This is a genomic window from Chromobacterium sp. Ag138 (assembly GCF_055181315.1).
This window is the reverse complement of the sequence record NZ_JBUPWA010000001.1, coordinates 1243206-1266145: the sequence shown is the minus strand read 5'-3', so window position 1 is coordinate 1266145 and position 22940 is coordinate 1243206. Positions and strand designations below refer to the sequence as shown.

Annotated in this window: 22 protein-coding genes; 10 read left to right on the top strand and 12 right to left on the bottom strand. The window is 66.0% G+C overall.

Features of this window, described 5'->3' with window-relative positions:
• Nucleotides 1–14: 14 nt before the first annotated feature.
• A complete protein-coding gene (locus tag ACY3GB_RS05570; RefSeq protein WP_463087874.1) occupies nt 15–764 on the bottom strand; it encodes an MgtC/SapB family protein in 750 nt (249 codons plus the stop codon).
• A 401-nt stretch (nt 765–1165) separates the two neighbouring features.
• On the opposite strand from ACY3GB_RS05570, the gene rbsK reads away from it, so the two are divergent.
• The 6 genes from rbsK (at nt 1166) to ACY3GB_RS05540 (ending at nt 7012) form a co-directional block, all read left to right on the top strand.
• Nucleotides 1166–2056 carry a ribokinase gene (gene rbsK, locus ACY3GB_RS05565; protein WP_463087873.1) on the top strand — a complete coding sequence of 297 codons (891 nt, stop codon included), beginning with the start codon at nt 1166–1168 and terminating at the stop codon, nt 2054–2056.
• Nucleotides 2053–2451: a D-ribose pyranase gene (gene rbsD / locus ACY3GB_RS05560; protein ID WP_463087872.1), complete on the top strand. Its 399-nt coding sequence runs from the start codon at nt 2053–2055 to the stop codon at nt 2449–2451. The genes rbsK and rbsD overlap by 4 nt, the downstream gene beginning before the upstream one ends.
• Nucleotides 2452–2462: 11 nt before the next feature.
• Complete coding sequence (locus tag ACY3GB_RS05555) at nt 2463–3971, top strand: sugar ABC transporter ATP-binding protein (protein WP_463087871.1); 1509 nt, start codon at nt 2463–2465, stop codon at nt 3969–3971.
• Nucleotides 3968–4906 carry an ABC transporter permease gene (locus ACY3GB_RS05550; RefSeq protein WP_021477797.1) on the top strand — a complete coding sequence of 313 codons (939 nt, stop codon included), beginning with the start codon at nt 3968–3970 and terminating at the stop codon, nt 4904–4906. Before ACY3GB_RS05555 ends, ACY3GB_RS05550 begins: the two co-directional genes overlap by 4 nt.
• A 59-nt stretch (nt 4907–4965) precedes the next feature.
• Nucleotides 4966–5901: a ribose ABC transporter substrate-binding protein RbsB gene (gene rbsB, locus ACY3GB_RS05545; protein ID WP_463087870.1), complete on the top strand. Its 936-nt coding sequence runs from the start codon at nt 4966–4968 to the stop codon at nt 5899–5901.
• A gap of 94 nt (nt 5902–5995) precedes the next feature.
• Nucleotides 5996–7012, top strand: a complete 1017-nt coding sequence (locus ACY3GB_RS05540; RefSeq protein ID WP_463087869.1) for a substrate-binding domain-containing protein — start codon at nt 5996–5998, stop codon at nt 7010–7012.
• Here the strand turns inward: ACY3GB_RS05540 and ACY3GB_RS05535 are convergent.
• From ACY3GB_RS05535 to ACY3GB_RS05525, 3 genes are all read right to left on the bottom strand, one after another.
• A complete protein-coding gene (locus tag ACY3GB_RS05535; protein ID WP_463087868.1) occupies nt 7009–8202 on the bottom strand; it encodes an MFS transporter in 1194 nt (397 codons plus the stop codon). The two genes, ACY3GB_RS05540 and ACY3GB_RS05535, sit on opposite strands and share 4 nt — an antisense overlap.
• 66 nt (nt 8203–8268) lie before the next feature.
• Entirely contained in the window at nt 8269–9663 is a 1395-nt protein-coding gene (locus ACY3GB_RS05530; protein WP_463087867.1) for a CoA transferase, read from the bottom strand.
• A 54-nt stretch (nt 9664–9717) separates the two neighbouring features.
• Entirely contained in the window at nt 9718–10980 is a 1263-nt protein-coding gene (locus tag ACY3GB_RS05525) for a S10 family serine carboxypeptidase-like protein (RefSeq protein WP_463087866.1), read from the bottom strand.
• A gap of 209 nt (nt 10981–11189) precedes the next feature.
• Here ACY3GB_RS05525 and ACY3GB_RS05520 point away from each other — a divergent pair, with 209 nt between their 5' ends.
• From ACY3GB_RS05520 to ACY3GB_RS05510, 3 genes are all read left to right on the top strand, one after another.
• Entirely contained in the window at nt 11190–12308 is a 1119-nt protein-coding gene (locus tag ACY3GB_RS05520) for a flagellin N-terminal helical domain-containing protein (protein ID WP_463087865.1), read from the top strand.
• A gap of 200 nt (nt 12309–12508) precedes the next feature.
• Complete coding sequence (locus tag ACY3GB_RS05515; RefSeq protein WP_463087864.1) at nt 12509–13003, top strand: putative pterin-binding protein; 495 nt, start codon at nt 12509–12511, stop codon at nt 13001–13003.
• Nucleotides 13000–14730 carry an ATP-binding response regulator gene (locus ACY3GB_RS05510; RefSeq protein ID WP_463087863.1) on the top strand — a complete coding sequence of 577 codons (1731 nt, stop codon included), beginning with the start codon at nt 13000–13002 and terminating at the stop codon, nt 14728–14730. The genes ACY3GB_RS05515 and ACY3GB_RS05510 overlap by 4 nt, the downstream gene beginning before the upstream one ends.
• A gap of 71 nt (nt 14731–14801) precedes the next feature.
• On the opposite strand, the gene ACY3GB_RS05505 is transcribed toward ACY3GB_RS05510, so the two are convergent.
• The 8 genes from ACY3GB_RS05505 to ACY3GB_RS05470 form a co-directional block, all read right to left on the bottom strand.
• A complete protein-coding gene (locus ACY3GB_RS05505) occupies nt 14802–15665 on the bottom strand; it encodes a helix-turn-helix domain-containing protein (protein ID WP_463087862.1) in 864 nt (287 codons plus the stop codon).
• A gap of 313 nt (nt 15666–15978) precedes the next feature.
• Nucleotides 15979–18069: a flagellar biosynthesis protein FlhA gene (locus tag ACY3GB_RS05500; protein ID WP_463087861.1), complete on the bottom strand. Its 2091-nt coding sequence runs from the start codon at nt 18067–18069 to the stop codon at nt 15979–15981.
• Entirely contained in the window at nt 18066–19205 is a 1140-nt protein-coding gene (gene flhB, locus ACY3GB_RS05495) for a flagellar type III secretion system protein FlhB (protein WP_463087860.1), read from the bottom strand. The genes ACY3GB_RS05500 and flhB overlap by 4 nt, the downstream gene beginning before the upstream one ends.
• Complete coding sequence (fliR, locus tag ACY3GB_RS05490) at nt 19198–19977, bottom strand: flagellar biosynthetic protein FliR (protein ID WP_463087859.1); 780 nt, start codon at nt 19975–19977, stop codon at nt 19198–19200. Before fliR ends, flhB begins: the two co-directional genes overlap by 8 nt.
• A gap of 2 nt (nt 19978–19979) precedes the next feature.
• Nucleotides 19980–20252, bottom strand: a complete 273-nt coding sequence (gene fliQ / locus ACY3GB_RS05485) for a flagellar biosynthesis protein FliQ (RefSeq protein ID WP_011136551.1) — start codon at nt 20250–20252, stop codon at nt 19980–19982.
• A gap of 13 nt (nt 20253–20265) precedes the next feature.
• Entirely contained in the window at nt 20266–21012 is a 747-nt protein-coding gene (gene fliP, locus ACY3GB_RS05480) for a flagellar type III secretion system pore protein FliP (protein ID WP_463087858.1), read from the bottom strand.
• The gene (gene fliN, locus ACY3GB_RS05475) at nt 21012–21356 is read right to left on the bottom strand and encodes a flagellar motor switch protein FliN (RefSeq protein WP_463087857.1); all 345 of its coding nucleotides are present in this window, start codon (nt 21354–21356) and stop codon (nt 21012–21014) included. Before fliN ends, fliP begins: the two co-directional genes overlap by 1 nt.
• Before the next feature lie 15 nt (nt 21357–21371).
• A complete protein-coding gene (locus ACY3GB_RS05470) occupies nt 21372–22214 on the bottom strand; it encodes a FliM/FliN family flagellar motor switch protein (protein WP_463087855.1) in 843 nt (280 codons plus the stop codon).
• Between the two features lie 228 nt (nt 22215–22442).
• On the opposite strand from ACY3GB_RS05470, the gene ACY3GB_RS05465 reads away from it, so the two are divergent.
• Nucleotides 22443–22784, top strand: coding sequence for a flagellar hook-basal body complex protein FliE (locus tag ACY3GB_RS05465; protein ID WP_021477812.1), 342 nt, complete (start codon nt 22443–22445; stop codon nt 22782–22784).
• Nucleotides 22785–22940 lie beyond the last annotated feature (156 nt).

Genomic DNA, 22940 nt, shown 5'->3' with positions numbered 1-22940 from the left:
CGGGCCGGCCGCGCTCAGTTGCGCGCCGGCTGCAGGTCCAGCTCCAGGATGTGGTCGGCCACCATGATGTCGCGGGCCAGGTCCACCACGCTGATGAAGCTGCGCCGGTCGTGCGCGGACACCAGGAAGCTCCAGCTGGCGCCGTTCTGGTCGGCGCGGATGCTGATGCTTTCCTCGTGCAGCTTCAAGCCTGACGGCGCCAGCCGCTCCGCCAGCCTCTCCACCGTCCAGTCGTGGTCGGCGCTCAGCTTGACGCTGACGAACAGGCTGACCCGCCGCGGCAGGATGTTCTCGATGCGGTTCACCACGGTGACGAAGACCATGCACAAGATGGTTAGCGCGATGGCGGCGCCGTAGAAACCGACGCCGATCAGGATGCCGATCACCGACGACATCCACACCGAGGCGGCCGAGGTCAGGCCGCTGATGCTCAGCCCTTCCTTCATGATCATGCCGGCGCCCAGGAAGCCGATGCCGGTGAGCACCCCTTGCGCCACCCGCGTCATGTCGCCGTGCATGATGTCCGCCGACTGCCCGCCGTACCAGTAGCCGGAGTAGCCGATGATGCTGATCGCCGCCGCCGAGGCCATGCACACTAGGCCGTAGGTGCGCATGCCGGCCGCGCGGCCGTTGTACCAGCGCTCGTAGCCCAGCAGGCTGCCCAGGACCAGGGCGCCGAACAGGTGGGCGACGACCAGCAGGTTGATCCGCCACTTGTCGGCGTTCCAGTAGAGGTCGGCCAGTTGCTGCCAGCTCAAATCCATTTTTTCCCTCCGGCGCCGTCGGGCGCGCATGCGGTGTCGGTTTTGGGGGCCGCTGACAAAACTTCGCGGAACGCCTGGAGCGGGGCGCGTCGACGCAGGCAGCGCAAACCGCAAGGCAAGTCGACGCAGCGCCGCATCCGGGATGTTGTTGGCGGCTCTCAAGCGGGCATCATGGCATACCGCGCGGCGCTTTCTCAATCCGGCTGGCGTTTGTCGATGCGATGGCTGTCGAATTACATTGATATCTTCACGTGAAAATATGTAGTGCGATGACTACATTTTTACGGTTCCCCTCTTTCGTGAAGCTGTCCATCTCTGCTATAAATCGGTGCTGATTACGTTTTAGCAAGAAAATCGCAATTTGTGCGTTGCAATGTAGCAAAGGTACACAAGGAGACGGCATGACCCGGGTGCTGGTAGTCGGCAGTATCAATATGGACCTGGTGGCGTCCGCCAAGCGGATGCCGAAGCTGGGCGAAACGCTGCTGGGCGATGGCTTCGCCACCTACCCGGGCGGCAAGGGCGCCAACCAGGCGGTGGCCGCCGCCCGCCTGGGCGCGAAAGTGGCGCTGCTGGGCTGCGTCGGCGACGACGCCTTCGGCCGCGACCTGCGCGCCCACCTGGAGCGCGAAGGCGTGGATTGCCGCCGCGTGGAGAGCGTGGACGGGCCCACCGGCATCGCCGTCATCACCGTCAGCGGCGGCGACAACGCCATCCTGGTGGTGCCGGGCGCCAACCACAAGCTGACGCCCGCCCACCTGGACGCCGCCGAGCAAGCCTTCATCGACGCCGACGTGGTGCTGGCCCAGCTGGAAATTCCGCTGGCGACGGTGCGCCGCGCCGCCGAGCTGGCCGCCCGCCACAAGAAGCCGCTGCTGCTGAATCCCGCGCCGGCGGTGCCGCTGCCGGAAGAGCTGCTGCAGCGGGTGGCGCTGCTGACGCCCAACGAACACGAATTCCTGACCATGCTGGCCCAGCCCGACGCCGACTGGCGCTCGCTGCTGGCCGAGCGTCCCGGCAAACTGGTGATGACCCACGGCAAGCACGGCGCCTATTTCGCGCTGGCGCGCGGCCAGTTGCGGCATCAGCCGGGCTTCGAGGTCAAGGCGGTGGACAGCACCGGCGCCGGCGACACCTTCAACGGCGCGCTGGCGGCCTTCCTGCCGCTGGGCCTGGAAGAGGCGGTGCGCCGCGCCAACGCGGCCGGCGCGCTGTCGGTCACCCGCCCCGGCGCGCAGGGCGGCATGCCCACGCTGGCGGAGCTGGAAGCCTTTCTGGAGAGCAAAGCATGAAGAAGCACGGCCATCTGAACCGCGACATCGCCCGCATCCTGGCGTCCATGGGCCATACCGACAGCCTGGTGATCGCGGACTGCGGCCTGCCCATCCCGCCCGGCGTCGAGTGCGTGGACCTGTCGCTGACGCTGGGGCAGCCCGGCTTCGTCGAAACCCTGGATAGCGTCCTGGCCGATTTCCAGTGCGAGCGCGCGGTGTTCGCCATCGAGTGCCGCCAGCACAACCCGGCGGTGCAGGACAAGGCCGAGCAGATGGCGCAAGCCGGCACGGCGCTGGATTTCGTCAGCCACGAGGAATTCAAGCAGCGCTGCCACGCGGCGCGGGCGGTGATCCGCACCGGCGAATGCACGCCATACGCCAACGTGATCCTGCACTCCGGCGTGATCTTCTGAGGAGCCGCACCATGCAAGTGACCATGCGCGGCATCAGCAAGGCCTTCGGACCGGTCAAGGTGCTGGAAAATGTCGAGTTCACGCTGCGCGGCGGCGAGATCCACGCGCTGATGGGCGAGAACGGCGCCGGCAAATCCACGCTGATGAAGATACTCAGCGGCGTGCACCGCGCCGACGCCGGCGAAATCCTGCTGGACGGCCGCAAGGCCGAGCTGCGCGATACCGCGGCGGCGGAAGCGGCCGGCATCGCCATCATCCACCAGGAATTGAACCTGATCCCGCAGTTGTCGGTGATGGAAAACCTGTTCCTCGGCCGCGAGCCGTCGCGCTTCGGCCTGATCGACTACGGCCGCATGCGCCGCGAGGCGAAGGCGCAGCTGGCGGCGCTGGGCGTCGGCGGCATCGATCCCGACGCCGAGGCCGGCGGCCTGTCCATCGGCCAGCAACAGATGGTGGAGATCGCCAAGGCGCTGGCGCTGAACGCCCGGGTGCTGATCATGGACGAGCCGACGGCGGCGCTGACCGAGCGCGAGATCGACACGCTGTTCGGCCTGATGGCTCAGCTGAAGGAAAGCGGCGTGGCCATCGTCTACGTTTCGCACCGGATGGAGGAGATTTTCCGTGTCTGCGACCGCATCAGCGTGCTGCGCGACGGCTGCTTCGTCGGCGAGCGCGAAATCGCCGGCACCGATTTCGACGAAGTGGTGCGGATGATGGTGGGGCGCGAGATCGGCGACCGCTATCCCAAGCGCGAAGCCGTTCCAGGCGAGGTGCGCTTGAGGGTGGAAAACCTGGCCGACGAGAACATGATCGCCGGCATCAGCTTCGAGGTGCGCGCCGGCGAGGTGCTGGGCATCGCCGGGCTGATGGGTTCCGGCCGCAGCGACATCCTGAAGACGTTGTTCGGCGCCAAGCGCCGCACCGCCGGCCGCGTCGTGCTGGACGGCGAGGAGTTGAAAGTGGCCACGCCGGGCGACGCCATCGCCGCCGGCCTGGGCTTCGTGCCGGAAGACCGCAAGAGCAAGGGGCTGGTGCTGGGCATGTCGCTGCGGGAGAACGCGACGCTGGTGCATCTGGACCGTTACGCCCGTCTGGGCGTGGTGAGCGCCGGCGACGAGAAGCGGGCGGTGGACGGCATGATAGAACAGTTGCGCATCCGCACCCGCGACGCCGAGCTAGACGTCAAGTCGCTGTCCGGCGGCAACCAGCAGAAAGTGGTGTTCGCCAAATGGCTGGCGAATCCGCCCAAGGTGCTGCTGCTGGACGAGCCGACGCGCGGCGTCGACGTCGGCGGCAAGGCCGAGATCTACCACATCGTCAACCAGCTGGCCGCCGCCGGCGCCGCCATCGTGATGGTGTCGTCAGAACTGCCGGAAGTGCTGGCGCTGAGCAATCGCATCCTGGTGCTGCACGAAGGCCGCCAGGCCGGCATCTTCGACGCCGCCGGCTGCAGCCAGGAAACCCTGATGGCCGCCGCCGCCGGCGGAGCCGCTTCCACCGAAACCAGGAAACAAGCATGACCCCGCAACAGAAAGCCAATCTGCAACGCCTAGGCCCCTTCATCGCCCTGGTGCTGGTGGCCGTCGGCCTGTCCGTGATGAGCCCGGACTTTCTCACCGTCAATAATCTGCTGAACGTGATGCGGCAGGTGTCGATCAACGCGCTGATCGCCTTCGGCATGACGCTGGTGATCCTGCTGGGCGGCATCGACCTGTCTGTGGGCTCCATCCTGGCGCTGTCCTCGGTGCTGACCGCCACGCTGCTGCAGGCGGGCGTCGATCCCATGCTCGCCACGCTGCTGGGCATTCTGGCCGGCGCGGCGATGGGCCTGTTCAACGGCCTGGTGATCAGCAAGGGCAAGGTGGCGCCGTTCATCGCCACGCTGGCGACGATGACCATCCTGCGCGGCCTGGCGCTGGTGTTTTCCAACGGCAGCCCGATCACCGGTTTCGACAGCGAGCTGTTCTCGATGCTGGGCGGCGGCTATGTCGCCGGCCTGGTGCCGGTGCCGGTGGTGTGGATGCTGATTCTGTTCGCTGGCTTCTGGTTCCTGCTGAAGAAGACCGTGTTCGGCCGCCATCTGTACGCCACCGGCGGCAACGAGGAGGCGGCGCGGCTGTCCGGCGTCAAGGTGGACCGGGTCAAGCTGTGGGTGTATACCGCTTCCGGCGCGATGTCGGCGATGGCCGGCGTGGTGCTGACCTCGCGGCTCAATTCGGCGCAGCCGACGGCCGGCACCGGCTACGAGCTGGATGCCATCGCCGCGGTGGTGCTGGGCGGCACCAGCCTCAGCGGCGGCCGCGGCTGGATTTTCGGCACCCTGATCGGCGCGCTGCTGATCGGCGTGCTCAACAACGGCTTGAATCTGCTGGGCGTGTCCTCGTTCTACCAGCAGGTGATCAAGGGCGCGGTGATTCTGCTGGCGGTATTGCTGGATCGCAGCAACAAGAAGTGACGATGGCGGCGCGCGCCGCCCAATGCAGTGCATCATTCCATTTATCAGGGAGCATCAGCATGAAACGCATTCTTACCCCGCTCGTGGCCGGCATTCTGGCCTTCGGCATCGCCGCCTGCTCCAAGCAGGGGCCGGGCAGCGCGCCGGCCGGCGACGCCAGCGCCGCGGCGGCCGACGGCAAGGTCACCGTCGGCCTGGCGGTATCCACGCTCAACAACCCGTTCTTCGTCGAACTGCGCGACGGCGCGGCGGCCGAGGCCAAGAAGCAGGGCGTCAACCTGATCACCGTCGACGCGCAGGATGATCCGGCCAAGCAGCAGGCCAGCGTGGAAGACCTGATCCAGAAGAAGGTCAGCGTGATCCTGATCAACCCGACCGACTCGTCCGCGGTGGCCAATGTGGTGAAGGAAGCGACGTCCAAGGGCATCAAGGTAGTGTCGCTGGACCGCAGCGTCAACGGCGCGGAAGTCAGCGCCCACATTGCCTCCGACAACATCGCCGGCGGCGTGATGGCCGGCAAGTACCTGCTGGACAAGCTGGGCGGCAAGGGCCGCATCGTCGAGCTGGAAGGCATCGCCGGCTCTTCCGCCGCCCGCGAGCGCGGCGAGGGCTTCCACCAGGTGGTGGACAAGAAGGACGGCGTCAAGCTGCTGGCCAAGCAGCCGGCCGATTTCGACCGCGCCAAGGGCCTGTCGGTGATGGAAAACATCATCCAGGGCAACAAGGACATCCAGGGCGTGTTCGCGCACAACGATGAAATGGCGCTGGGCGCGGTGAAGGCGATCCAGGCCGCCGGACTGAAGAACGTGGCGGTGGTCGGCTTCGACGCTACCCCGGACGCGGTGGCCGCGGTCAAGGCCGGCACGCTGTCCGCCACCGTGCAGCAGCAGCCGGCGCTGATCGGCCAGTACGGCGTGCAGACCGCCAAGAAGCTGGCCGACGGCCAGAAGGTGGACAAGTTCATCCCGGTGCCGCTGAACCTGGTCCAGCAGTAAGCCGCAGCCAGTCAACGGGGCCGGCGCCTGCGCGTCCGGCCCCGTTTTGCCATATTGCGATTATCATTTCCGTTTCCTTGCCCAGCCATACGCCATGAGCAGCTTCAAACGCCTGACCATAGACGACATCGCCGCCCTGGCCGGCGTGTCGCGCACCACCGCCAGCATGGTGCTGAACGGCCATGCCGAGCGCTACCGCATCTCGCCGGCCACCGTTGAGAAAGTGGAGAAGGCTGCGCGCGAGCACCATTTCAAGCCTTCCCAGCAGGCGCGCAGCTTGCGCAGCCGGCGCAGCAGCAGCATCGGCCTGGTGGTGCCGGATCTGACCAACTCCACCCATGCCGCCTTGGCGCAGGCGCTGGAGAACGGCTGCCGCGAGCGCGGCTACCAGTTGCTGATGGTGACCAGCGACGAAGATCCGGAACGGGAAAGCTCGGGCATCGGACAACTGGCGGCGCGCCAGGTGGACGGCATGATCGTGGTGCCGTGCAGCGGCGACGCCGCGGGCTACCAGCCCTGGACCGGCAGGCTGCCTTTCGTGTTCGCCGACCGCCACATCTCCGGCAGCGGCATACCGTCTGTCGTGACCGACGCCGGCGACAGCGTGGCCCGATTGCTGTTTCCGGTACTGGCGGACGGAGTGGACGAGCTGGCGTATTTCGGCGGCCAGCCGGAACTGTCGGCCAGCCGCGAGCGTCTGGCCGGCTACCGGCAGGCGCTGGACGCCGCGGGGCTGGAAGAGGGGACGGACTGGGTGGCCGAGCGGGATTTCCAGCGCGAGTCCGGCTACCGGATGATGGCCGACTGGCATGCCCGCCACGGCCGCTACCCGCGTGCGCTGTTCACCGCGTCCATCACGCTATTGGAGGGCGTATTGTCCTTCATCCGCGAGCGCCACCGGCTGCGCGAGGCGCCGCGATATCTGCTCACTTTCGACGATCACCCCTTGCTCGATTGCCTGCCCTTGCCGATAGACGCCATCCGCCAGAACAGCGCGGCGTTGGCCGAAGCCAGCCTGGCCCAGGTGCTGGCCTTGCTGCAAGGCGAGGCCCTGGCCGAGCGCGATCTGCGGGTTCCGGCCAGCCTCAACCTGCGCCGCCTGGCGGTTTAAGCCGATTGCGCAGCCTGCCGCCCGGCGGGTTCGCGCGCCTCGCGCATCAGCAGCGAGCCCAGCAAGAAGGTGGACGACAGCAGCGTGGAAAACGTCATCGCCAGCGCGTAGTCGCCATGGCGCAAATCGACCAGCAAGCCGAACACATAGGGCGCCGCCGTGGCGACGAGATAGCTGAGGAACCAGAACAGGCTGAAGGTGACTGCCGCCTTGTCCGGCGTCATGCCGGGCTGTTCCTGCGCCAGCGTCACCAAGCTGGGCAGGGGCAGGAAGATGAAGAAACCGGCGGCAAGCGCGGCCGCGGCCACCAGTCCAACGTCGCCGCTCCAGCCCCAGACCTGGGCATGCAGGCCGATCACCGCCAGCAGCTGCAACAGGCCGGATATCCGCAGCATGGGCAGCCTGCGCGTGATCTTCCTGGCCAGCCAGATGCCGGCCGCCGTGCCGGCCAGCCCCGCCAAGACCACGTATTTCGCCTGCCGGATGCCGGCGTTCTGGTAGAAGCTGAACAGGATCACGTAGAAGGACAGCGTGCCGCAATAGGTGAAGGCCAGCAGCCAGTTGAAGCGTTCGGCCAGGCCCTGGCGCAGCGTGTGGCGCGGTCCCGCGTCGGCCGTTTTCTTCTCTGTGGCGCCATCTGCTCCGAAAACCAGCCATAGCGCCAGGCAACACACGCTGCCCAGCGCGATGGCCAGCAGCGTGGTCCGCCAGTCGCCAAACCAGCCCAGCATGGCCGGCAGGCCGAACAGTATGGCGGCGGTGCCGACATTGAAGGCTACCGCGTTCAAGCCATTGACGAAGGGCCGTTCCGCCGGAGAGAACCATTGCATGACGATGGGCGAGAAATAGACGATGACCAGCGCGCCGCCCAATCCCATCAGGAAGCGCGTCAGCAGCAGCCAGGGATAGCTGTGGACGAAGGGCGTCAATACTCCCAGCGCCATCAGCGCCATCGCCACGGCGACGGCTTTTTTGGCCAGCAGTCGCGACAGGATGGCGGCGGCGACGAAGGCGCCCAGCAGCTTGGCGGCGGCCACGGCGTTGCTGATGTGGGAACCGGCGGCCAGATCATGGATGTACAGCTCCCGCATGATCTGGGGGATGAAGGCGCTGCCGCCGGCCCAGCTCATGCCGAACAGCGCGTAGCTGGCAAACAGCAGCGCTTCGATCAGGTATTTATTGGTTTTCATCCTGGCCTCGCCGAATTGGGAAAACCGTCAGTTTTAGCGAGGCCGCCCGCGGTGAAACCTGGCTTTTCAGCCAGCCCAGGCTGGCGCGTGGCTGTCCAGCGGCATGGCCGGATGTTCCCAGCGCGCAGGCGTCAGGCTCATCCGGGCGGCGTGGCGCACCGCCAGCAAGCGGCCGAAGCCGGAATCGCTTTCCTCCAGCCAGGGGCGGACATCGTCCAGCGTCGGCACCGACAGAGCCATCGCGCCATCCACGCGGCCCAGGCCGCGCAGCCAGTGCCCGGTTTTCGCCAAGGACACCTGCACATGCCAGCTGCCGCCTTCCCGCTGCTGGCGATGCAAGGCGGCGATCGCGCCCAGCGCGGCCAGATAGCCGGCGCCGTGGTCAAGCGCCTGGGCCGGGAAGGCGCGCGGCGTTTCGCTGCCGGCCGCTTGCGCCTCGGCCAGATTGAAGCCGCTGGCGGTCTGGGTCAGCGAGTCGAAGCCGCGGCGGCCCTCCCATGGGCCGGTATGGCCGTAGGCGCAGAGCGAAACGTAGACGATGCCGGGGCGGAGGCGCGCGGCGTCTGTCGGGGAGAAACCTAGCGCAGCCAGGCCGCCGGGGCGGTAGCCCTGGATGAAGAGGTGGGCGTCGTCCAGCAGGCCGCGCAGCGTGTCTCGGCCCGCTTCATGGGTCAGATCCAGCTGCGCGCTGCGTTTGCCGCGGCCCAGGTCGATGTCCAGCGTCGGGATGGTGGGCAGATGGGGGGAGGTGATGTGCAGCACGTCCGCGCCATGGGCGGCCAGCGCGCGTCCGGCGACCGGACCGGCGATGATGCGGGTCAGGTCCAGCGCGCGCATGCCCTGCAGCGGACGTTCGGCGTCGCCGAGCGCGCGGGGCGGGGCGTCGCCGATGCGGGTGATGGAGATGACGGGCTGGGCCGCCACCGCGATGCCTTGCGGATGGGCGTCCCATTCATCGAAGCTGCGCAGCGCGGTGGCGACCAGGCCGCGTCCTGCGGCGGCGTCTTCAAATTCGAATGCGTTCCAGCGCGCGAGGGCCTCGGCTACCGCGGCCTTGTCGTATTGGCAAGCCAGCAGGTCCAGCACGCCCTGGCAGTGATGCGGGAAATTGGTGTGGATGCGCACCCAGCGGCCGTCGCGGCAGCGGTAGATGCCGGCGATCTTGTCCCAGGGATCGGCCGGGAGGCCGCCGTCTACCCGCAAATAGTGTTCGCTGCGGAATTCGGCGGCGGCGTGGCGGATGTCGACGCTGACGGTTTGCGGCTCGCCGCCGCGCAGGCAAAAGAACTCGGCGGCCGCCAGTCCGCAGGCGCCGATGGCGCCTTGAGCGGCCGCCGCGATGGCGAAGGAGGAGGGCAGCGTCGCCTCGTCCCCGGGCAGTTCAAGGCGGCGCAAGGATGAAGCGTCGAAGCCGCAATCCAGCCAGAGTTGGCCGGCCGCGCGCAGGGCGAGCTCGGACATGCGATTTTCTCGATAAAGAAAGTTAATTACAACCCGGTATTTTTTATCGGTCAATTACAATGTCATTGCTTCGTCGCCGCTGCTGAGGAAGTCGCGCAGCATCGCCTGCGCCGCGGCGGGTTGATCCCGGGCCACGCGCAGCCCGGCGTTCTGGATGATGATCTGGCTGAGGTTGCCATGGCTGCGGATCAGGCCCGCGGCCAGGCCGTAAGGCCGCCAGCCCTGGCGCTTTTGCTGCCGGAAAGCTTCGGCTTGAGGCCAGGTCTGGGTGTTGAACCAGGCATCGAGTCCGAGATAATTGCCGGCCATGCAACATTCGCCGTGGAAGAACAGCACCTTCAGTTGATCCAGCAGCGCGGGCAATAAATGCGACGAGCTTTCCAGCCAGGCGGCTTCGGCCATCAGGCCGGATTGCGGCTTCAGCTCGTTGCTGGAGCGGTGGTCGATGTGCAGCGCCTGCTGCACCGAGGGTTTTTTCAGGTACTCGCCGAGGACTTTGGAGGGCTTTTGCGGCGGATGGCGGATGTCGCGCAGATCGCGACCGCAGCAGTGTTGCACGAAGCGATCAATCTCGATGGCGGTCCGGCTGGCCAATTGGCGTTGCAGCGCGATGGGCGAGGCATAGGCGCGGATGAAATCGTCCAGCATGGACTGGGCGCGGTTTTTCTCATCCAGGTTGATCAAGCGGTGCTGATAGGCGTATTCGATATGGCTGGGCAGCTGGATTTCCGGCGCCAGTTGGGGGTTGCCCAGGCCCAGGCCCTTGAGCGGTATCGGAGGCTGGCCGCCGCTATTGCCGTCCAGCACGCGGCGGGCCAGCCGCGTGATCGAATGGGTGGCGGCGCTGCCGAACAGGTAGCAGTCGCGTTCGCGGTAGCGCGGCCAGCGCAGCAGGAATTCCTGCAGCGCGTGGTACAGCTGCTGGCTGGCTTCGTCATGATTCTCCGGCAGGTAGCGCGGATGGGTGGTGAAGGACAAGCCCTGGCCCAGCGGCTGGTCGATGACCAAGAGATTGGCGTGATGATGCCAGCTGAAGGGATTGGAGTAGACGCGGCCGGATGGGTCCAGCAGGTAGGGGCCATGCTCATCCAGCATCGCGTCCAGCGCGCCCCACTCCGGCTCGCCGCTGATCCAGACCAGAAGCGGCGCTTTCTCAGGATGCTCTCCCGCCTCGCTGAACCAGAAATACAGCCAGCCGCCGGCCGAGTCGCCGACGGACAGATAACCGGCGAACTGGGTGGTCCGGACTGCGCCGAAACCAGGCAGATGGCTGAGGGCGGCGCTTTCGAACAGGAAGGGATTCGATTGCACGTTCATCGACGGGTTCTTTCCGCTCGGCGGCGAGGGCAAGCGTTCTGGCTGCGATGAATATGTTATAGACATTATGCCGAGTTGCGCTTGGGCTTGATAAAACCCGCTGTGATTTTTCACGTTCTGTTGCGATTTAAGTTCCCGGCGATAAGCGCCGCCTTGCTGGGGTAACGGCAGCGATGCCGCTTACCAAACCAAACCGACGGAGCATTCCCATGCTGAGCCTGCACACCAATATCGCGGCACTGAACACCAAGTCCAACATGAACAGCACCCAAGGCGCGCTGTCCACCTCCATGACCCGCCTGGGCACCGGCCTGCGCATCAACTCCGCGATGGACGACGCCGCCGGCCTGCAGATCGCCACCCGTCTGGACGCGCAAAGCCGCGGCATGACCGTCGCCATGAAGAACGCCCAGAACGGCATCTCCATGTTGCAGACCGCCGAAGGCGCGCTGAACGAAGTGACCAACATCCTGCAACGGATGAAGGACCTGGGCACCGAAGGCGCCAACGGCACCACCACCGCCGACGACAAGAAAGCAATGCAGGCTGAATTCGACCAGTTGGGCAAGGAACTGACCAACATCATGAAGAACACCTCCTTCGGCGGCGAAAAGCTGCTGCAAGGCGGCAAAGTGGCCAGCGCCCTGAGCTTCCAGATCGGTTCCGCAGCCGAGGAAACCATGTCTGTCGACCTGAGCGGCAACATGAAGTCGCTGGACGACTCGCTGAGCAAGGTGTCGGCCAACTACGAAAAGACGATGACCGCCGATGAGAAGAGCGCCGCTGACAAAGCCAAGCGCGACAAGCAGCTGACCGCAGCCAACGGCGTACTGGACGCTGCCGGCAAGACCGCAGCAGAAGCTGCCGCCAAAACCGCTGCAGGCGGTAAGGACCAGGCTGCGATCACCGCTATGGCTAGCGGCACCGACGCAGAGAAGAAAGCCAAGGCAGATGCTCAGGCTCAATACGACAACGGCTACCTGGCAGAGGCTTCCAAGAATGCTGATGCCAAGAACGCGATCGACGCCGCTGCCGCCAACAGCGAAATCGGCAAGTCCGACACCATCACCACCATCGGCGCCGCGCTGGACGCCGTCGGCACCGTGCGCTCCGCGCTGGGCGCCAACGCCAACCGTCTGGACCACGTGATCAACAACCTGTCCAACGTCAACAACAACACGCTGGCGGCCAAGGGTCGCATCATGGACACCGACTACGCCAACGAAAGCTCCACCATGACCGCCAAACAGATGCTGATGCAAGCCAGCACCTCCATGCTGAAGCAAAGCGGCAGCATGAGCAGCCTGGCCATGTCCCTGCTGCAATAATCGTCGATGCGCGGCCTTGCGCCGCGTCGATGCAAGCCAGTGGTTCGCCACTGGCTTTTTGCTTTTTTCATCCTATGGCTGGGCGGCGTGGATGAAAAATGGTTGCAAAATGTGGGGCGGGAAGCGTTTTCTTCGTATAACACTGGTTGCGGAGGGCCCGGGATGAATATAATTGGCCGTTTTTTATCTGCGATTCGAGGATGGCTATGCGTAAGGCCTTGTGCTGGCTGATAGGCCTCTGCCTGTGCGCTCCCGCGCTGGCGGGCGGCGATCCGGTGGTATTGACGGTGTCGGGCAAGATCGGGCGCTTCACCGATGCCAAGCGCGGCATCTACCAGTTTCGCGACAGCGACCTGGGCAAGCTCAGGCAAGTCAGCTTCTCCACCTCCACCAGCTGGACGCCCTCGGTGCGCTTCAGCGGGCCGCTGGTGCGCGACATCCTGGCCAAGGTGGAGGCCAAGGGCTCCATGGTGAGGGTGTTGGCGATCAACTACTACCGCTACGACATCTCGGTGGACGAGCTGGGCAAGCAGAGCGTGGTGCTGGCGCGCCGCATCGACAACAAGCCCTTCGATGTCGCCCATTATGGCCCGCTGTGGCTGATGTATCCGCTGCAAAGCATGCCCGACGCCGACAAAGGGCCGCCGCTGGACGCCAAGCTGGTGTGGCAGGTCGAGGCGATGGAGGTCATGTGAGGCTGGGCGGCATCAAGCGCTATGTGCAGGCGCCATGGTGGCTGATCGTGTCGCTGCTGGTGCTGCTGCTGGCCGCGGCCTGGAATTTCTACCGCATCGACCGCGCCAGCCAGGCGCTGATAGACGGCGGCAAGAGCGAGCAGCTGTACTGGAATGTGGCGCAGCTGCACATCGAGCTGGAGAAGACCCGCGCCGAGCTGATCGGCTATGCGGAAGCGCCGGTTTCGTTTGATCCCGGGACGCAGTTCCAGCTGCTGCAAAGCCGCTACCAGGTGTTCGAGGCCCCGGACAGCGTGCTGGTGCACCGCCAACTGCGCCGCGTGGCCGGCTTCGACGCCCTGGTGGGCGCGCTGGGGCCGCTGATCCACGACAAGAGCTGGCTGCGGATGACGCCCGACTGGGCGCGCCGCATGGTGGTGCGCATCGACGCGCTGCGGCCGGTTCTGGCCAATTTCGCGGTGCAAAGCCGCGAAGCCGAGGTGTCGGCGCGCGTGGCGCGCACCAAGGCGCTGGCCAGCCAGCGTTCGCAAATGCTGATGCTGCAGCTGGTGTTGTGCGGCGGCATCTGCGGCGTGTTGCTGGTGCTGATGCGCTTCCGGGAGGTAAAGGAATTGGCGGAGGTGCGGCAATCGCTGCTGGAGCAGGAGCGCGCCGCCCACCAGGCGACGGTGGCGCTGGAGCTGGACCGCACCACTTTCCTCGGCACGCTGGGCCACGAAATCCGTTCGCCGCTGCAGTCGATGCAGATGTGCATGGAGCTGGTGGAGCCGGCGGTGATGCCGCAGCCGGCTGCCCAGCTGGCGCTCAAGCGCATGAAGGCCGGCATGGCGCAGCTGACCAGCCAGATCCACGACATCATGGACATCTCGGCGATCAAGAACATGCAGTTGCGGCTGAATCCGGGCCGGGTCAAGCCATCGGCCGCGCTGCGCGCGGTGATGGATGTGATGCAGCCGCTGGCGGACGCCAAGGGGCTGACGCTGCGCTACGAGGAGGCGTCGCTGCCGGAGTGGGTGTTGCTGGATGAGATCCGGCTGCGCCAGATCGTCGGCAACCTGGTGTCCAACGCGATACGCTACACCGATCAGGGCGGCGTGACGCTGAAGGCCCGCGGCGTCAACGACGCCGATCATTCCGAATTGCGGCTGGAGGTCAGCGACACCGGCATCGGCATCGCCGACGAGGATCGGCAGCGCATCTTCCAGCCGTTCAGCCAGGGGCGCAACCGCCGGCCCGGCAGCAGCGGCCTGGGCCTGTCCATCGTCAAGGAGCTGGTGCGGCTGTTCGGCGGCAGCATCGAGATGGACAGCGCGGTCGGCGCCGGCTCCGTGTTCACGGTCAGACTGCCGCTGCGCGAAGTGGGCGGCAGCGAGCAGAGCCGCAGCGTGCTGATCGTCGACGACGACGACGAGATTCGCGGCTCGGTGGCGCAGCTGCTGGGGCAGGACGGCTACCAGGTGTCCTGCGCCGCCACCTTGAGCCAGGCGGCCGACTGCCTGGTGCAGCGGCGTTTCGATGTGCTGCTGCTGGACATGCAGCTGGGGGGGGACAGCGGCTACCAGTTGGCCGAATTGGCCCGCAAGCAGCCGCAGCGGCCGCTGATGCTGGCGATGAGCGCGGATCCGGACGAGTTCGCCGATGTGCGTTCCGGCTGGTTCGCGGCGCGGCTGAGCAAGCCTTTCGACAGCGGCCAGCTGCGCGCCGCGTTGGCCAGCCTGCCCCTGTAGCGGCGGCGCAGACGAGACAAAAAAACAGGCTCCCGCGGGAGCCTGTTTTCATGCCAAGGGATCGCGCGCGCTCAGGCGTGCTCCAGCGCGTTGGTGACCATGTTCTTGATCTGCAGCGCCAGGATGGAGCCGGGCGCCGGCTTGCCGATGTAATAGACGCCATGGGTTTCCAGCGCGCGGGACAGCTCGCTTTCGTGCTCCAGCGCGTAGCCGGTCAGCACCACGATGGGCACCGTGGCGGAGTGGCGGCGTATGGTCTCGATCACCTCCATGCAGCTGGTGGGCTCGCCCAAGACCCAGTCGAGCACGAAGGCGTCGAATTCTTCATGTTGCATAGCCTGCAGCAGCGCCTGCGGCTGGTGATAAGGCAGCGCGAACAGGCCTTGCTGCACCAGGATCGCCGACAGCAGGTCGGCGTCCTTGTCGTCCAGCACCGCCACCAGCAGCCGCTTAGTGTTGGCGCGCTTGGGCGGGCGTATGGTCAGGTAGCCGACCTCATAGCCGTCCTCGCCGTCGAACAGGGTGCCGGGAAACACGTGCCAACAGTCGTGCAGGCGCTTGGCCAGGAACAGCGGCGCGCAGGAGTCGTCGGCCAGCTGCTCGCCCAGCTGTATCCAGCAGTGGGCTTCGCCGCTCTGGTTGTTCAGATGCAGGATGGCGGGCAGCAGTTCGTTGTCCATCGGATTCTGGCCGATCTGCTGGCTGTGGTCGACCAGCAGGCTGGAGGGCGGAATATTGAAGTACTGGGCCAGGCGCTCCACCTGGGTCAGCTGCCAGGGACTGCTGCCGTTCAGTTTGCGGTAGGCCTGGGAAGTGCTCAGCCCGAGGATCTGTTCGATCAGGCTGGCCTGTTGGGCTTCCGGCCAGCGGAACTGTTCCAGCTGCTTGCGGATGTTGTCGCAGATGATTTCGTTGGCGGACTTGGGGGTGGTCATGTCGATGTCCCGTCACATGATTTTCATAATCGTGATCCTAGCATCCATGCGGCCGACATGTGCGCAAAAAATGCTTAAACTGGCAATTTTTCCTAATTTTGCGAATCATGCGTTTGCATTTTCACAACATGCGAAAAAGTACAGGTGAATTTTTGTTCTGGCGATTCTATCCCATAGCCCGGAAATTCAGGGGCGCATAGCGCTAACTGCGTGAATTCAATGAGGGAGTCGGCGGGGCGGTCTGAGGCGGAATACTAGGCGGGAGAGGCGATTTGCGCCGGATGGCAGGCATCCGGCGCAAGAAATGCGAGCGTCAGCCCAAGGTGCCGGTCAGGCTGACCTGGCGGTTTTCCGGCACCTCGTTGTACGACAGCACATGCAGGCCGGGCGCGAACAAGCGGCCGTAGCGGGCCAGCAGCGGCCGGATCTGCGGCATCACCAGCAGCACCGGCGCCTGTCCCTGTTGCTTCATCTGGTCGCGGATCACCGGCATATTGGCCTGCAGCTGCTGCAGCACGTTGGGATCGATCGGGAAACTGTCCAGTTGCGGCTTGCCGGTCTGCTGGGCCTGGGACAGCGCCCCGAGCAGCAGGTTTTCCAGATCGGCGGACAGGTTGAAGGCCCGGATGTCATCGCGCGGGCCGACAATGGTCTGGACGATCTGGCGCTTGAGCGCGCAGCGCACCTCGGCCGACAGCATGATCGGGTCCTTGGTCGTGTCGCTGGCTTCCAGCAGGGCGGAGGCGATGGGCACGATGTCCTTCAGCGACACATTGTCCTGCAGCAACTGGCGGAACACGCGCAACTGCTGCACCGGCGTCAGCGCCTGGCCCAGCGCCGCCGCCAGCTTGGGCGCCAGCGCCGACAGCCGCTCGCCCAGCGCGGCCACGTCGTCGTGGCGGAACAGTTCTGCCAGGTTTTCGCGCATCACCTTGTTCAAGTGGGTGGCCATCACGCTGGAGCAGTCCACCACCTGGTAGCCCAGTCCCAGCGCCTTGCTCTTGTCGGCCAGCGCGATCCAGGTGACCGGCATGCCGAAGGCCGGATCGATGCCGGGAATGCCGTCGATCTCGCCGTAGACATCGGGCGAGGGGATGGCCATCAGCCGGTCGGCGTAGACCTCGGCCTCGGCCACCGTGTTGCCGGAGATCTGCACCGCGTATTGCGAGGGCTTGAGCCTGAGGTCGTCGCGCAGATTCACCGTCGGCAGCAGCAGGCCCATCTGTTCGGACAGGCTCTGGCGCACGCCCTTGACCCGCTTGGTCAGCGGCGCGCCTTGGCCTGCGTCCAGCAACGCCACCAGCCGGTAGCCGAGCGCGATGCCCAGCGTGTCGGCGTAGGGCAGCGTGTTCCATTCCAGCTCGATTTCCGCTTCGCCCTGCAGCGCGGACTTCACCGCGGTCTGGTTCAGGGTGTTGGCCGCGACCGGGCGGCGGACATGCATGCGCCAGGCCACATAGCCCAAGAGCGCGGCGAAGCCGAGGAAGGTCGGCCACGGCATGCCGGGAATGACGGCCAGGATCAGCATCATGCCGGCGGCGCTCATCAGCACGGTGGGCGAGGCCAGCATCTGATTGCCCACCTGTTGCTGCATGTCGCCGTCGTCGCTGATGCGGGTGACGATGATGGCGGCGGCGGAAGACAGCAGCAGCGCCGGAATCTGCGCGACCAAGCCGTCGCCTATGGTCATCAGCGCGTACTGGCGGAAGGCGTCGCCCATCGACAGATTGTGCATCAGCGCGCCGATGGCCACGCCGCCGAACAGGTTGATGATCAGGATCAGGATGCCGGCGATGGCGTCGCCGCGCACGAACTTGGACGCGCCGTCCATCGCGCCGTAGAAGTCGGCTTCGGTGGCGATGTCGCGGCGGCGCTGCTGCGCTTGCTCCTGGTTGATCAGGCCGGCGTTGAGATCGGCGTCGATCGCCATCTGCTTGCCCGGCAGCGCGTCCAGCGTGAAGCGGGCCGACACCTCGGAAATCCGCTCGGCGCCTTTGGTCACCACCATGAAGTTGATGATCATCAGGATGACGAACACCACCATGCCGACCACGAAGTTGCCGCCTATCACCACGTTGCCGAAGGCCTCGATCACCCGGCCGGCGGCATGCGTCCCTTCGTGGCCGTGCAGCAGCACCACCCGGGTGGACGCCACGTTCAGCGACAGCCTGAGCAGCGTGGTGGCCAGGATGATGGTGGGAAACACCGAGAAGTCCAGCGGCCTGCGCGCCGACACGCTGACCAGGATCACGATGATGGCCAGCACGATGTTGAAGGTGAACAGCATGTCCAGCGCCAAGGGCGGCAGGGGCAGCATCACCATCGCCAGGATGGCGAGCAGGAACAGCGGGGCGGCGAGCTTGTGGCGGCCGATGTCGGCAAGCAGTTTGGTCAGCGAGTTCATGATGCGGGCTCGGGGTCGGACAGTTCGCGGGGGATGGGCAGGTCCGGCAGGGTGGGCCGGCTGCGGCGGCTACCCGCCTGGAATGCCTTCAGTTGCAAAACATAGGTCAGCACTTGAGCCACCGCGCGGTACAGCGGCGCGGGGATCTGCTGGTTGACCTGGGTGGTGTGGTACACCGCGCGCGCCAAGGGCGGCAGCGGCAGCACCGTCAGTTTCAGCTCGTCCGCCAGCTGGCGGATGTACAGCGCCATCTCGTCCACGCCCTTGGCGACGATGAACGGCGCCTCGGCGCGGTTCTCGTCGTACTTCAGCGCCACCGCGTAGTGGCTGGGGTTGACGATGATCACGTCGGCGCCGGGCAGCGCCTTGCGCACGCCGCGCTGCGCCATCTGCTGCTGCAGCTGGCGGATGCGCTGGCGCACTTCGGGGCGGCCCTCGGTGTTCTTGTGCTCTTCCTTGATTTCCTGCTTGCTCATCCTCTGTTGCTTCATGAACAGGAACACCTGCAGCGGCAGGTCGGCCAGCGCGAACAGCAAAAACACCGCCGCCAGCTTGAGCAGGCAGGACAACAGCAGGTCGGCCGCGCCGGCCAGCGTCGGCAGCAGCGGCATGCTGTGCAGCGCGAAAAATTCATGCAGCGCGTCGCTGGCCACGCGGTACAGCAGCCAGCCCAGCACCAGCGCCTTGGCGATGGATTTGCCGATCTCGCTGGCGTGTTTGGGCGAGGCCAGCCGCGACAGGTGGGCCAGCGGGTTCATGCGCTCGAACTTGGGGCTGATCTGGTTCAGCACGAACACCCAGCCGCCGGGAAACAGACTGAGCAGCAGCATGGTCAGCGGAATGACGGCCAGCGGCGCCAGCATCTTGATCAGCAACAGCAGGGTGCCGCCGAACAGCTTGGACCAGCTGTTCTCCAGCGCGCCCTGGCCGGACAGCGAGGCGAAGGCCAGCGCGAACAATTGCCGGAAATCGTCTAGCCAGCCCGGCGCCAGCCAGAACATCATTTTCAGCGCCAGCAGCAGGCCCAGCGCGGCGGCCAGATCCTTGGAGCGGGGCACTTGCCCCTGTTCGCGCGCCTTGCGCAGCCGCTGGGGCGTCGCCTTTTCTGTCTTGTCGCCTTGCCGCGCCTCAGCCATGCCCCATCTCCAGCAGGCGGTCCAAGAGGCGCAGCGTCTGCTCGCTCAGGCTCAGGTATTGCGGCGGCAGCACCTGCATCAGCAGGGTCAGCGTGGACAAGCCGAACAGCGTCACCACCGGGAAGCCCAGCGAAAACAGGTTCAGCGCCGGCGCCACGCGGTTGATCATGCCGAAGCCGGCCTGCACCACGAAGGTGGCGAACACCACCGGCAGGGCCAGGATCATCGCCGCCGACATTACCCAGCCGACGCTGGCGGCCAGCACCGGCAGCGAGGCTTGCGGAATGCCGCCGCCCAGCGGCCAGGCGCGGAAGCTGGCGTACACCACCTGCACCAGCACCAGGTGGCCGTCCATGGCGAAGAACAGCAGCGCCGCCAACAAGTAGAGCAGGCTGGACACCACGTCCGAGCTGTTGCCGTTGCCGGGGTCGTTCATGATGGCCATCGACAGGCCCATCTGCGACGACAGCAGAAAGCCGAGCAGCGACAGCACGGACAGCGTCAATTGGAAAGCAAGGCCGAACAGCAGGCCGATGACCACTTGCTCGACGCTGGCGGCGACGCCGTGCAGCGTGAACGGGTCGATCGGAGAGTGGGCCGGCATGCCGGGGATGCAGGCGACGGCCAGGGCCAGCGCCAGGCCGACGCGGGCGCGGATCGGCACCACCGCGTCGCCGACGAAGGGCGCGATGGCGAAGGCCGCCATCAGCCGGCAGAACGGCCACCAGACGGCGGGGATCAGGTCCAGCAGCTGGGCGTACAGGCCCTGCATCGCTATCCCACCTGGCTCGCGGCGCGCTGGAACATGGCGACGCAGAAATCCATCAGGTAGCCGGTGATCCAGTGGCCGGCCAGCGCGATGGTCAACAGCACGATCAAAAGCCTGGGCAGGAAGGACAGGGTCTGCTCATTGATCTGGGTGGCGGCCTGGATCAGGCTGACCACCACGCCGACGATCAGGCTGGGCAGCACCAGCAGCACCACCAGCGTCACCACCACGCGCAGGCTGTCGTTGACGATGTCGACCGCGATATCGGGCGTCAGCATGGCTTGGCTCCTCCTAGTAAGCCTGTATCGACGTGACCAGGGTGTTGACGGTCAGCGACCAGCCATCCACCAGCACGAACAAGAGCAGCTTCAGCGGCAGCGAGATCACCAGCGGCGACAGCATCATCATGCCCATCGCCATCAGCACGCTGGACACCACCAGGTCTATCACCAGGAAGGGGATGAACAACATGCAGCCGATCTGGAATGCGGTTTTCAGCTCGGACAGCACGAAGGCGGCCAGCTTGACGGTGAAGGCGTGGTCTTCCGGCTTGGCGACGTTCTCCTCGCCCGACAGCCGCGCCACCTGGGCCAGCGCGGTCTTGCCGGTCTGGGCCAGCATGAAGCGGCTGATCGGTTTGGAAGCGATCTCCAGCGCTTGCTGCATGGTGATCTTGTCCTGGTCGAACGGCACCATCGCCTCGTTCCACACCTGCAGGCCCACCGGGCGCATCACCAGCAGCGTCAGGATCAGCGCCACGCCGGTGATCAGGCGGTTGGGCAGGCCCTGCTGCAGGCCCAGCGCCTGGCGCAGCAGCGACAGCACGATGACGAAGCGGGTGAAGCTGGTCATCATCAGCGCCAGCACCGGCAACAGGCCCAGCGCCGTCATCAGGATCAGGATCTGGGTCTTGATCGTGAAGTCGACCGACGCGCCGCCGGCGTTGGCGGACAGCAGCTTCAGCGGCTCGGCCCAGGCTGGCGCGGCCGCGAGCAGGCCCGCGGCGGCGAGCGGCAGCAGGGGGAGTGCGCGTTTCATCAGGCCAGGCTGTCCAGCTGCAGGTCGTTCAGTTCCACCACCCGCAGGCCGTAGTTGTCGCCGGACACCACCACCTCGGCGCGGCCGATTACGGTGCCGTTGACCTTGATGTCCAGCGGTTCGCCGGCGATCTTGTCGAGCTCCACCACCGATCCGGCGCCGATCTGGCACAGGTCGGCCAGGCTGATGTCGGCGCTGCCGACTTCCAGCGTCAGCTTGACAGGAATCTTGCGCAGGAAGGGCGTCATGTCGCGCGGGGCCGGCGCGGGTTCGGCGGCGGCTGGCGCGTCGGCGTCCAGGCCGTCCAGGATGCCGTCCAGGTCGAAGTCTTGGTTCTGTTCCATTGCGGGTTCCTTGGTTTATTCGATGTCGGCGAAGCCGGACAGGCAGAGCTTGCCCTGGCGCTCCACCACCTGGGCGCGGAACAGCGGCGAGCCCTGGGCGCAGACTTCGGCGTGAGGCTGCATGGCGACGGGCAGCACGCTGCCCGGGCGCAGGTCCAGCACCGCGCCCAGCGGCAGCGCCTGCTCCAGCAGGCGGGCGTCCAGGCGGATGCGCAGCCGCTCGCTGAAGTTGGCGCAGTCGGCGTTGCCGCCCAGTCGCTGCCGCTGGCCGGACAGGTTTTGCAGCAGGGCGTCGAAGGCGGCGGCGTTCAGCCGCAGGCGCAGCGTGCCCAGCTTGGCGTCGCCGTCGCTGAGATCCACTTCCAGCTGCCAGGCGGATTGGGCCGGATAGCCGAGCGCTTGCGGCTTGGGTGCGTCCGCCTGCGGGGCATGGCCCAGTTGATGGATGGCGCGGGCCAGGCGCGGCAGCAGCCGCTCGGCCAGCGTGCGGGCCAGGCGGCGCTCGGTTTCGGTTTCGGCCGGCAGTTCGCCGTCCGGCGCGGCGGCGCGGGCGCCGAAGCGGTAATCGAGTATGCCCAGCAGCAGGCCGCGGTCGAAATGGCTGCCCAGCTGCCAGTCGTCCAGTCCGTGCCACTGCCAGCGCAGCTCGTCGGCGGCCGGCAGCTGCTGGCGCAGCGCGTCGATGCGGAAGCCGGCGTGGTAGCGGCGGTTCAGCTCGCGTTCGAGAAAGTCATCCAGTTCCTGCCGCAAGGCTCGGGCAAACAGCGGCAGCAGGTGTATCGGGCGGCCCAGCGTGCGCAGGTCCAAGGCCTGCAGGCGGGCGCCTTCCTGCGGTGCGATGATTTTGGCTTTGGGCATCGGAGCTTCGTTATCGTGGCGGGCGGCTGCGCGGCAGCCCCCGGCTATTGCTGGGAGTGTGCATCTTACTGGCTGTCCGCCAACGGTAAAGGGGGAAAATTCACGGCTGGGAATGTGAAAAATACCATCGGTATGATAAAGCGGTGAGTTTAAAATCCGCCAGCCTGCATTTAACAAGCGCTGCAGGTTGACCGAGTAGTTTCGAGACCGCTTTTCTAAGGATGAACGATGGCCACCAATCTGGGCTTGATGATCCACGCCGACCGCAGCCAGTTGCTGGGGGAGATGGCGAAACTGGGGCAATCCGCCCCCGCGCCTATCGCCGCGCAGGAAGAAGCCCCCGCCGCCGGCCATAGCTTCAGCCAGTCTATGATGTCGGCCGTGCGCGACGTCGATCAGCAGAACCGCCTCGCCGCGGAGAAGATGACCGAGGTGGACAGCGGCCAGAGCGACGACCTGGTCGGCGCGATGCTGATGAGCCAGGAAGCCAGCCTGTCGTTCTCGATGCTGATGCAGGTGCGTAACAAGGTGGTCGGCGCGGTCGACGATCTGATCAAGATGCAGCTGTAAGCGGGAGCCGACTGTGGTCAAACAATTGCGCAGCGGCCTGGCCGCGGTTCAACAAAGAATGGCGGGCCGCCAGCTGGTGCCCGCCAACGCCTGGCGCTACCTGCTGCCCATCGTGCTGTTGGCCATCGGCCTGAGCGTGGTGGCCACGCTGTGGCT

Coding starts and splice junctions, on each gene's coding strand:
- ACY3GB_RS05570 (WP_463087874.1), bottom strand. CDS start 764: ATGGATTTGAGCTGGCAGCAACTGGCCGACCTCTACTGGAACGCCGAC.
- rbsK (WP_463087873.1), top strand. CDS start 1,166: ATGACCCGGGTGCTGGTAGTCGGCAGTATCAATATGGACCTGGTGGCG.
- rbsD (WP_463087872.1), top strand. CDS start 2,053: ATGAAGAAGCACGGCCATCTGAACCGCGACATCGCCCGCATCCTGGCG.
- ACY3GB_RS05555 (WP_463087871.1), top strand. CDS start 2,463: ATGCAAGTGACCATGCGCGGCATCAGCAAGGCCTTCGGACCGGTCAAG.
- ACY3GB_RS05550 (WP_021477797.1), top strand. CDS start 3,968: ATGACCCCGCAACAGAAAGCCAATCTGCAACGCCTAGGCCCCTTCATC.
- rbsB (WP_463087870.1), top strand. CDS start 4,966: ATGAAACGCATTCTTACCCCGCTCGTGGCCGGCATTCTGGCCTTCGGC.
- ACY3GB_RS05540 (WP_463087869.1), top strand. CDS start 5,996: ATGAGCAGCTTCAAACGCCTGACCATAGACGACATCGCCGCCCTGGCC.
- ACY3GB_RS05535 (WP_463087868.1), bottom strand. CDS start 8,202: ATGAAAACCAATAAATACCTGATCGAAGCGCTGCTGTTTGCCAGCTAC.
- ACY3GB_RS05530 (WP_463087867.1), bottom strand. CDS start 9,663: ATGTCCGAGCTCGCCCTGCGCGCGGCCGGCCAACTCTGGCTGGATTGC.
- ACY3GB_RS05525 (WP_463087866.1), bottom strand. CDS start 10,980: ATGAACGTGCAATCGAATCCCTTCCTGTTCGAAAGCGCCGCCCTCAGC.
- ACY3GB_RS05520 (WP_463087865.1), top strand. CDS start 11,190: ATGCTGAGCCTGCACACCAATATCGCGGCACTGAACACCAAGTCCAAC.
- ACY3GB_RS05515 (WP_463087864.1), top strand. CDS start 12,509: ATGGCTATGCGTAAGGCCTTGTGCTGGCTGATAGGCCTCTGCCTGTGC.
- ACY3GB_RS05505 (WP_463087862.1), bottom strand. CDS start 15,665: ATGACCACCCCCAAGTCCGCCAACGAAATCATCTGCGACAACATCCGC.
- ACY3GB_RS05500 (WP_463087861.1), bottom strand. CDS start 18,069: ATGAACTCGCTGACCAAACTGCTTGCCGACATCGGCCGCCACAAGCTC.
- flhB (WP_463087860.1), bottom strand. CDS start 19,205: ATGGCTGAGGCGCGGCAAGGCGACAAGACAGAAAAGGCGACGCCCCAG.
- fliR (WP_463087859.1), bottom strand. CDS start 19,977: ATGCAGGGCCTGTACGCCCAGCTGCTGGACCTGATCCCCGCCGTCTGG.
- fliQ (WP_011136551.1), bottom strand. CDS start 20,252: ATGCTGACGCCCGATATCGCGGTCGACATCGTCAACGACAGCCTGCGC.
- fliP (WP_463087858.1), bottom strand. CDS start 21,012: ATGAAACGCGCACTCCCCCTGCTGCCGCTCGCCGCCGCGGGCCTGCTC.
- fliN (WP_463087857.1), bottom strand. CDS start 21,356: ATGGAACAGAACCAAGACTTCGACCTGGACGGCATCCTGGACGGCCTG.
- ACY3GB_RS05470 (WP_463087855.1), bottom strand. CDS start 22,214: ATGCCCAAAGCCAAAATCATCGCACCGCAGGAAGGCGCCCGCCTGCAG.
- ACY3GB_RS05465 (WP_021477812.1), top strand. CDS start 22,443: ATGGCCACCAATCTGGGCTTGATGATCCACGCCGACCGCAGCCAGTTG.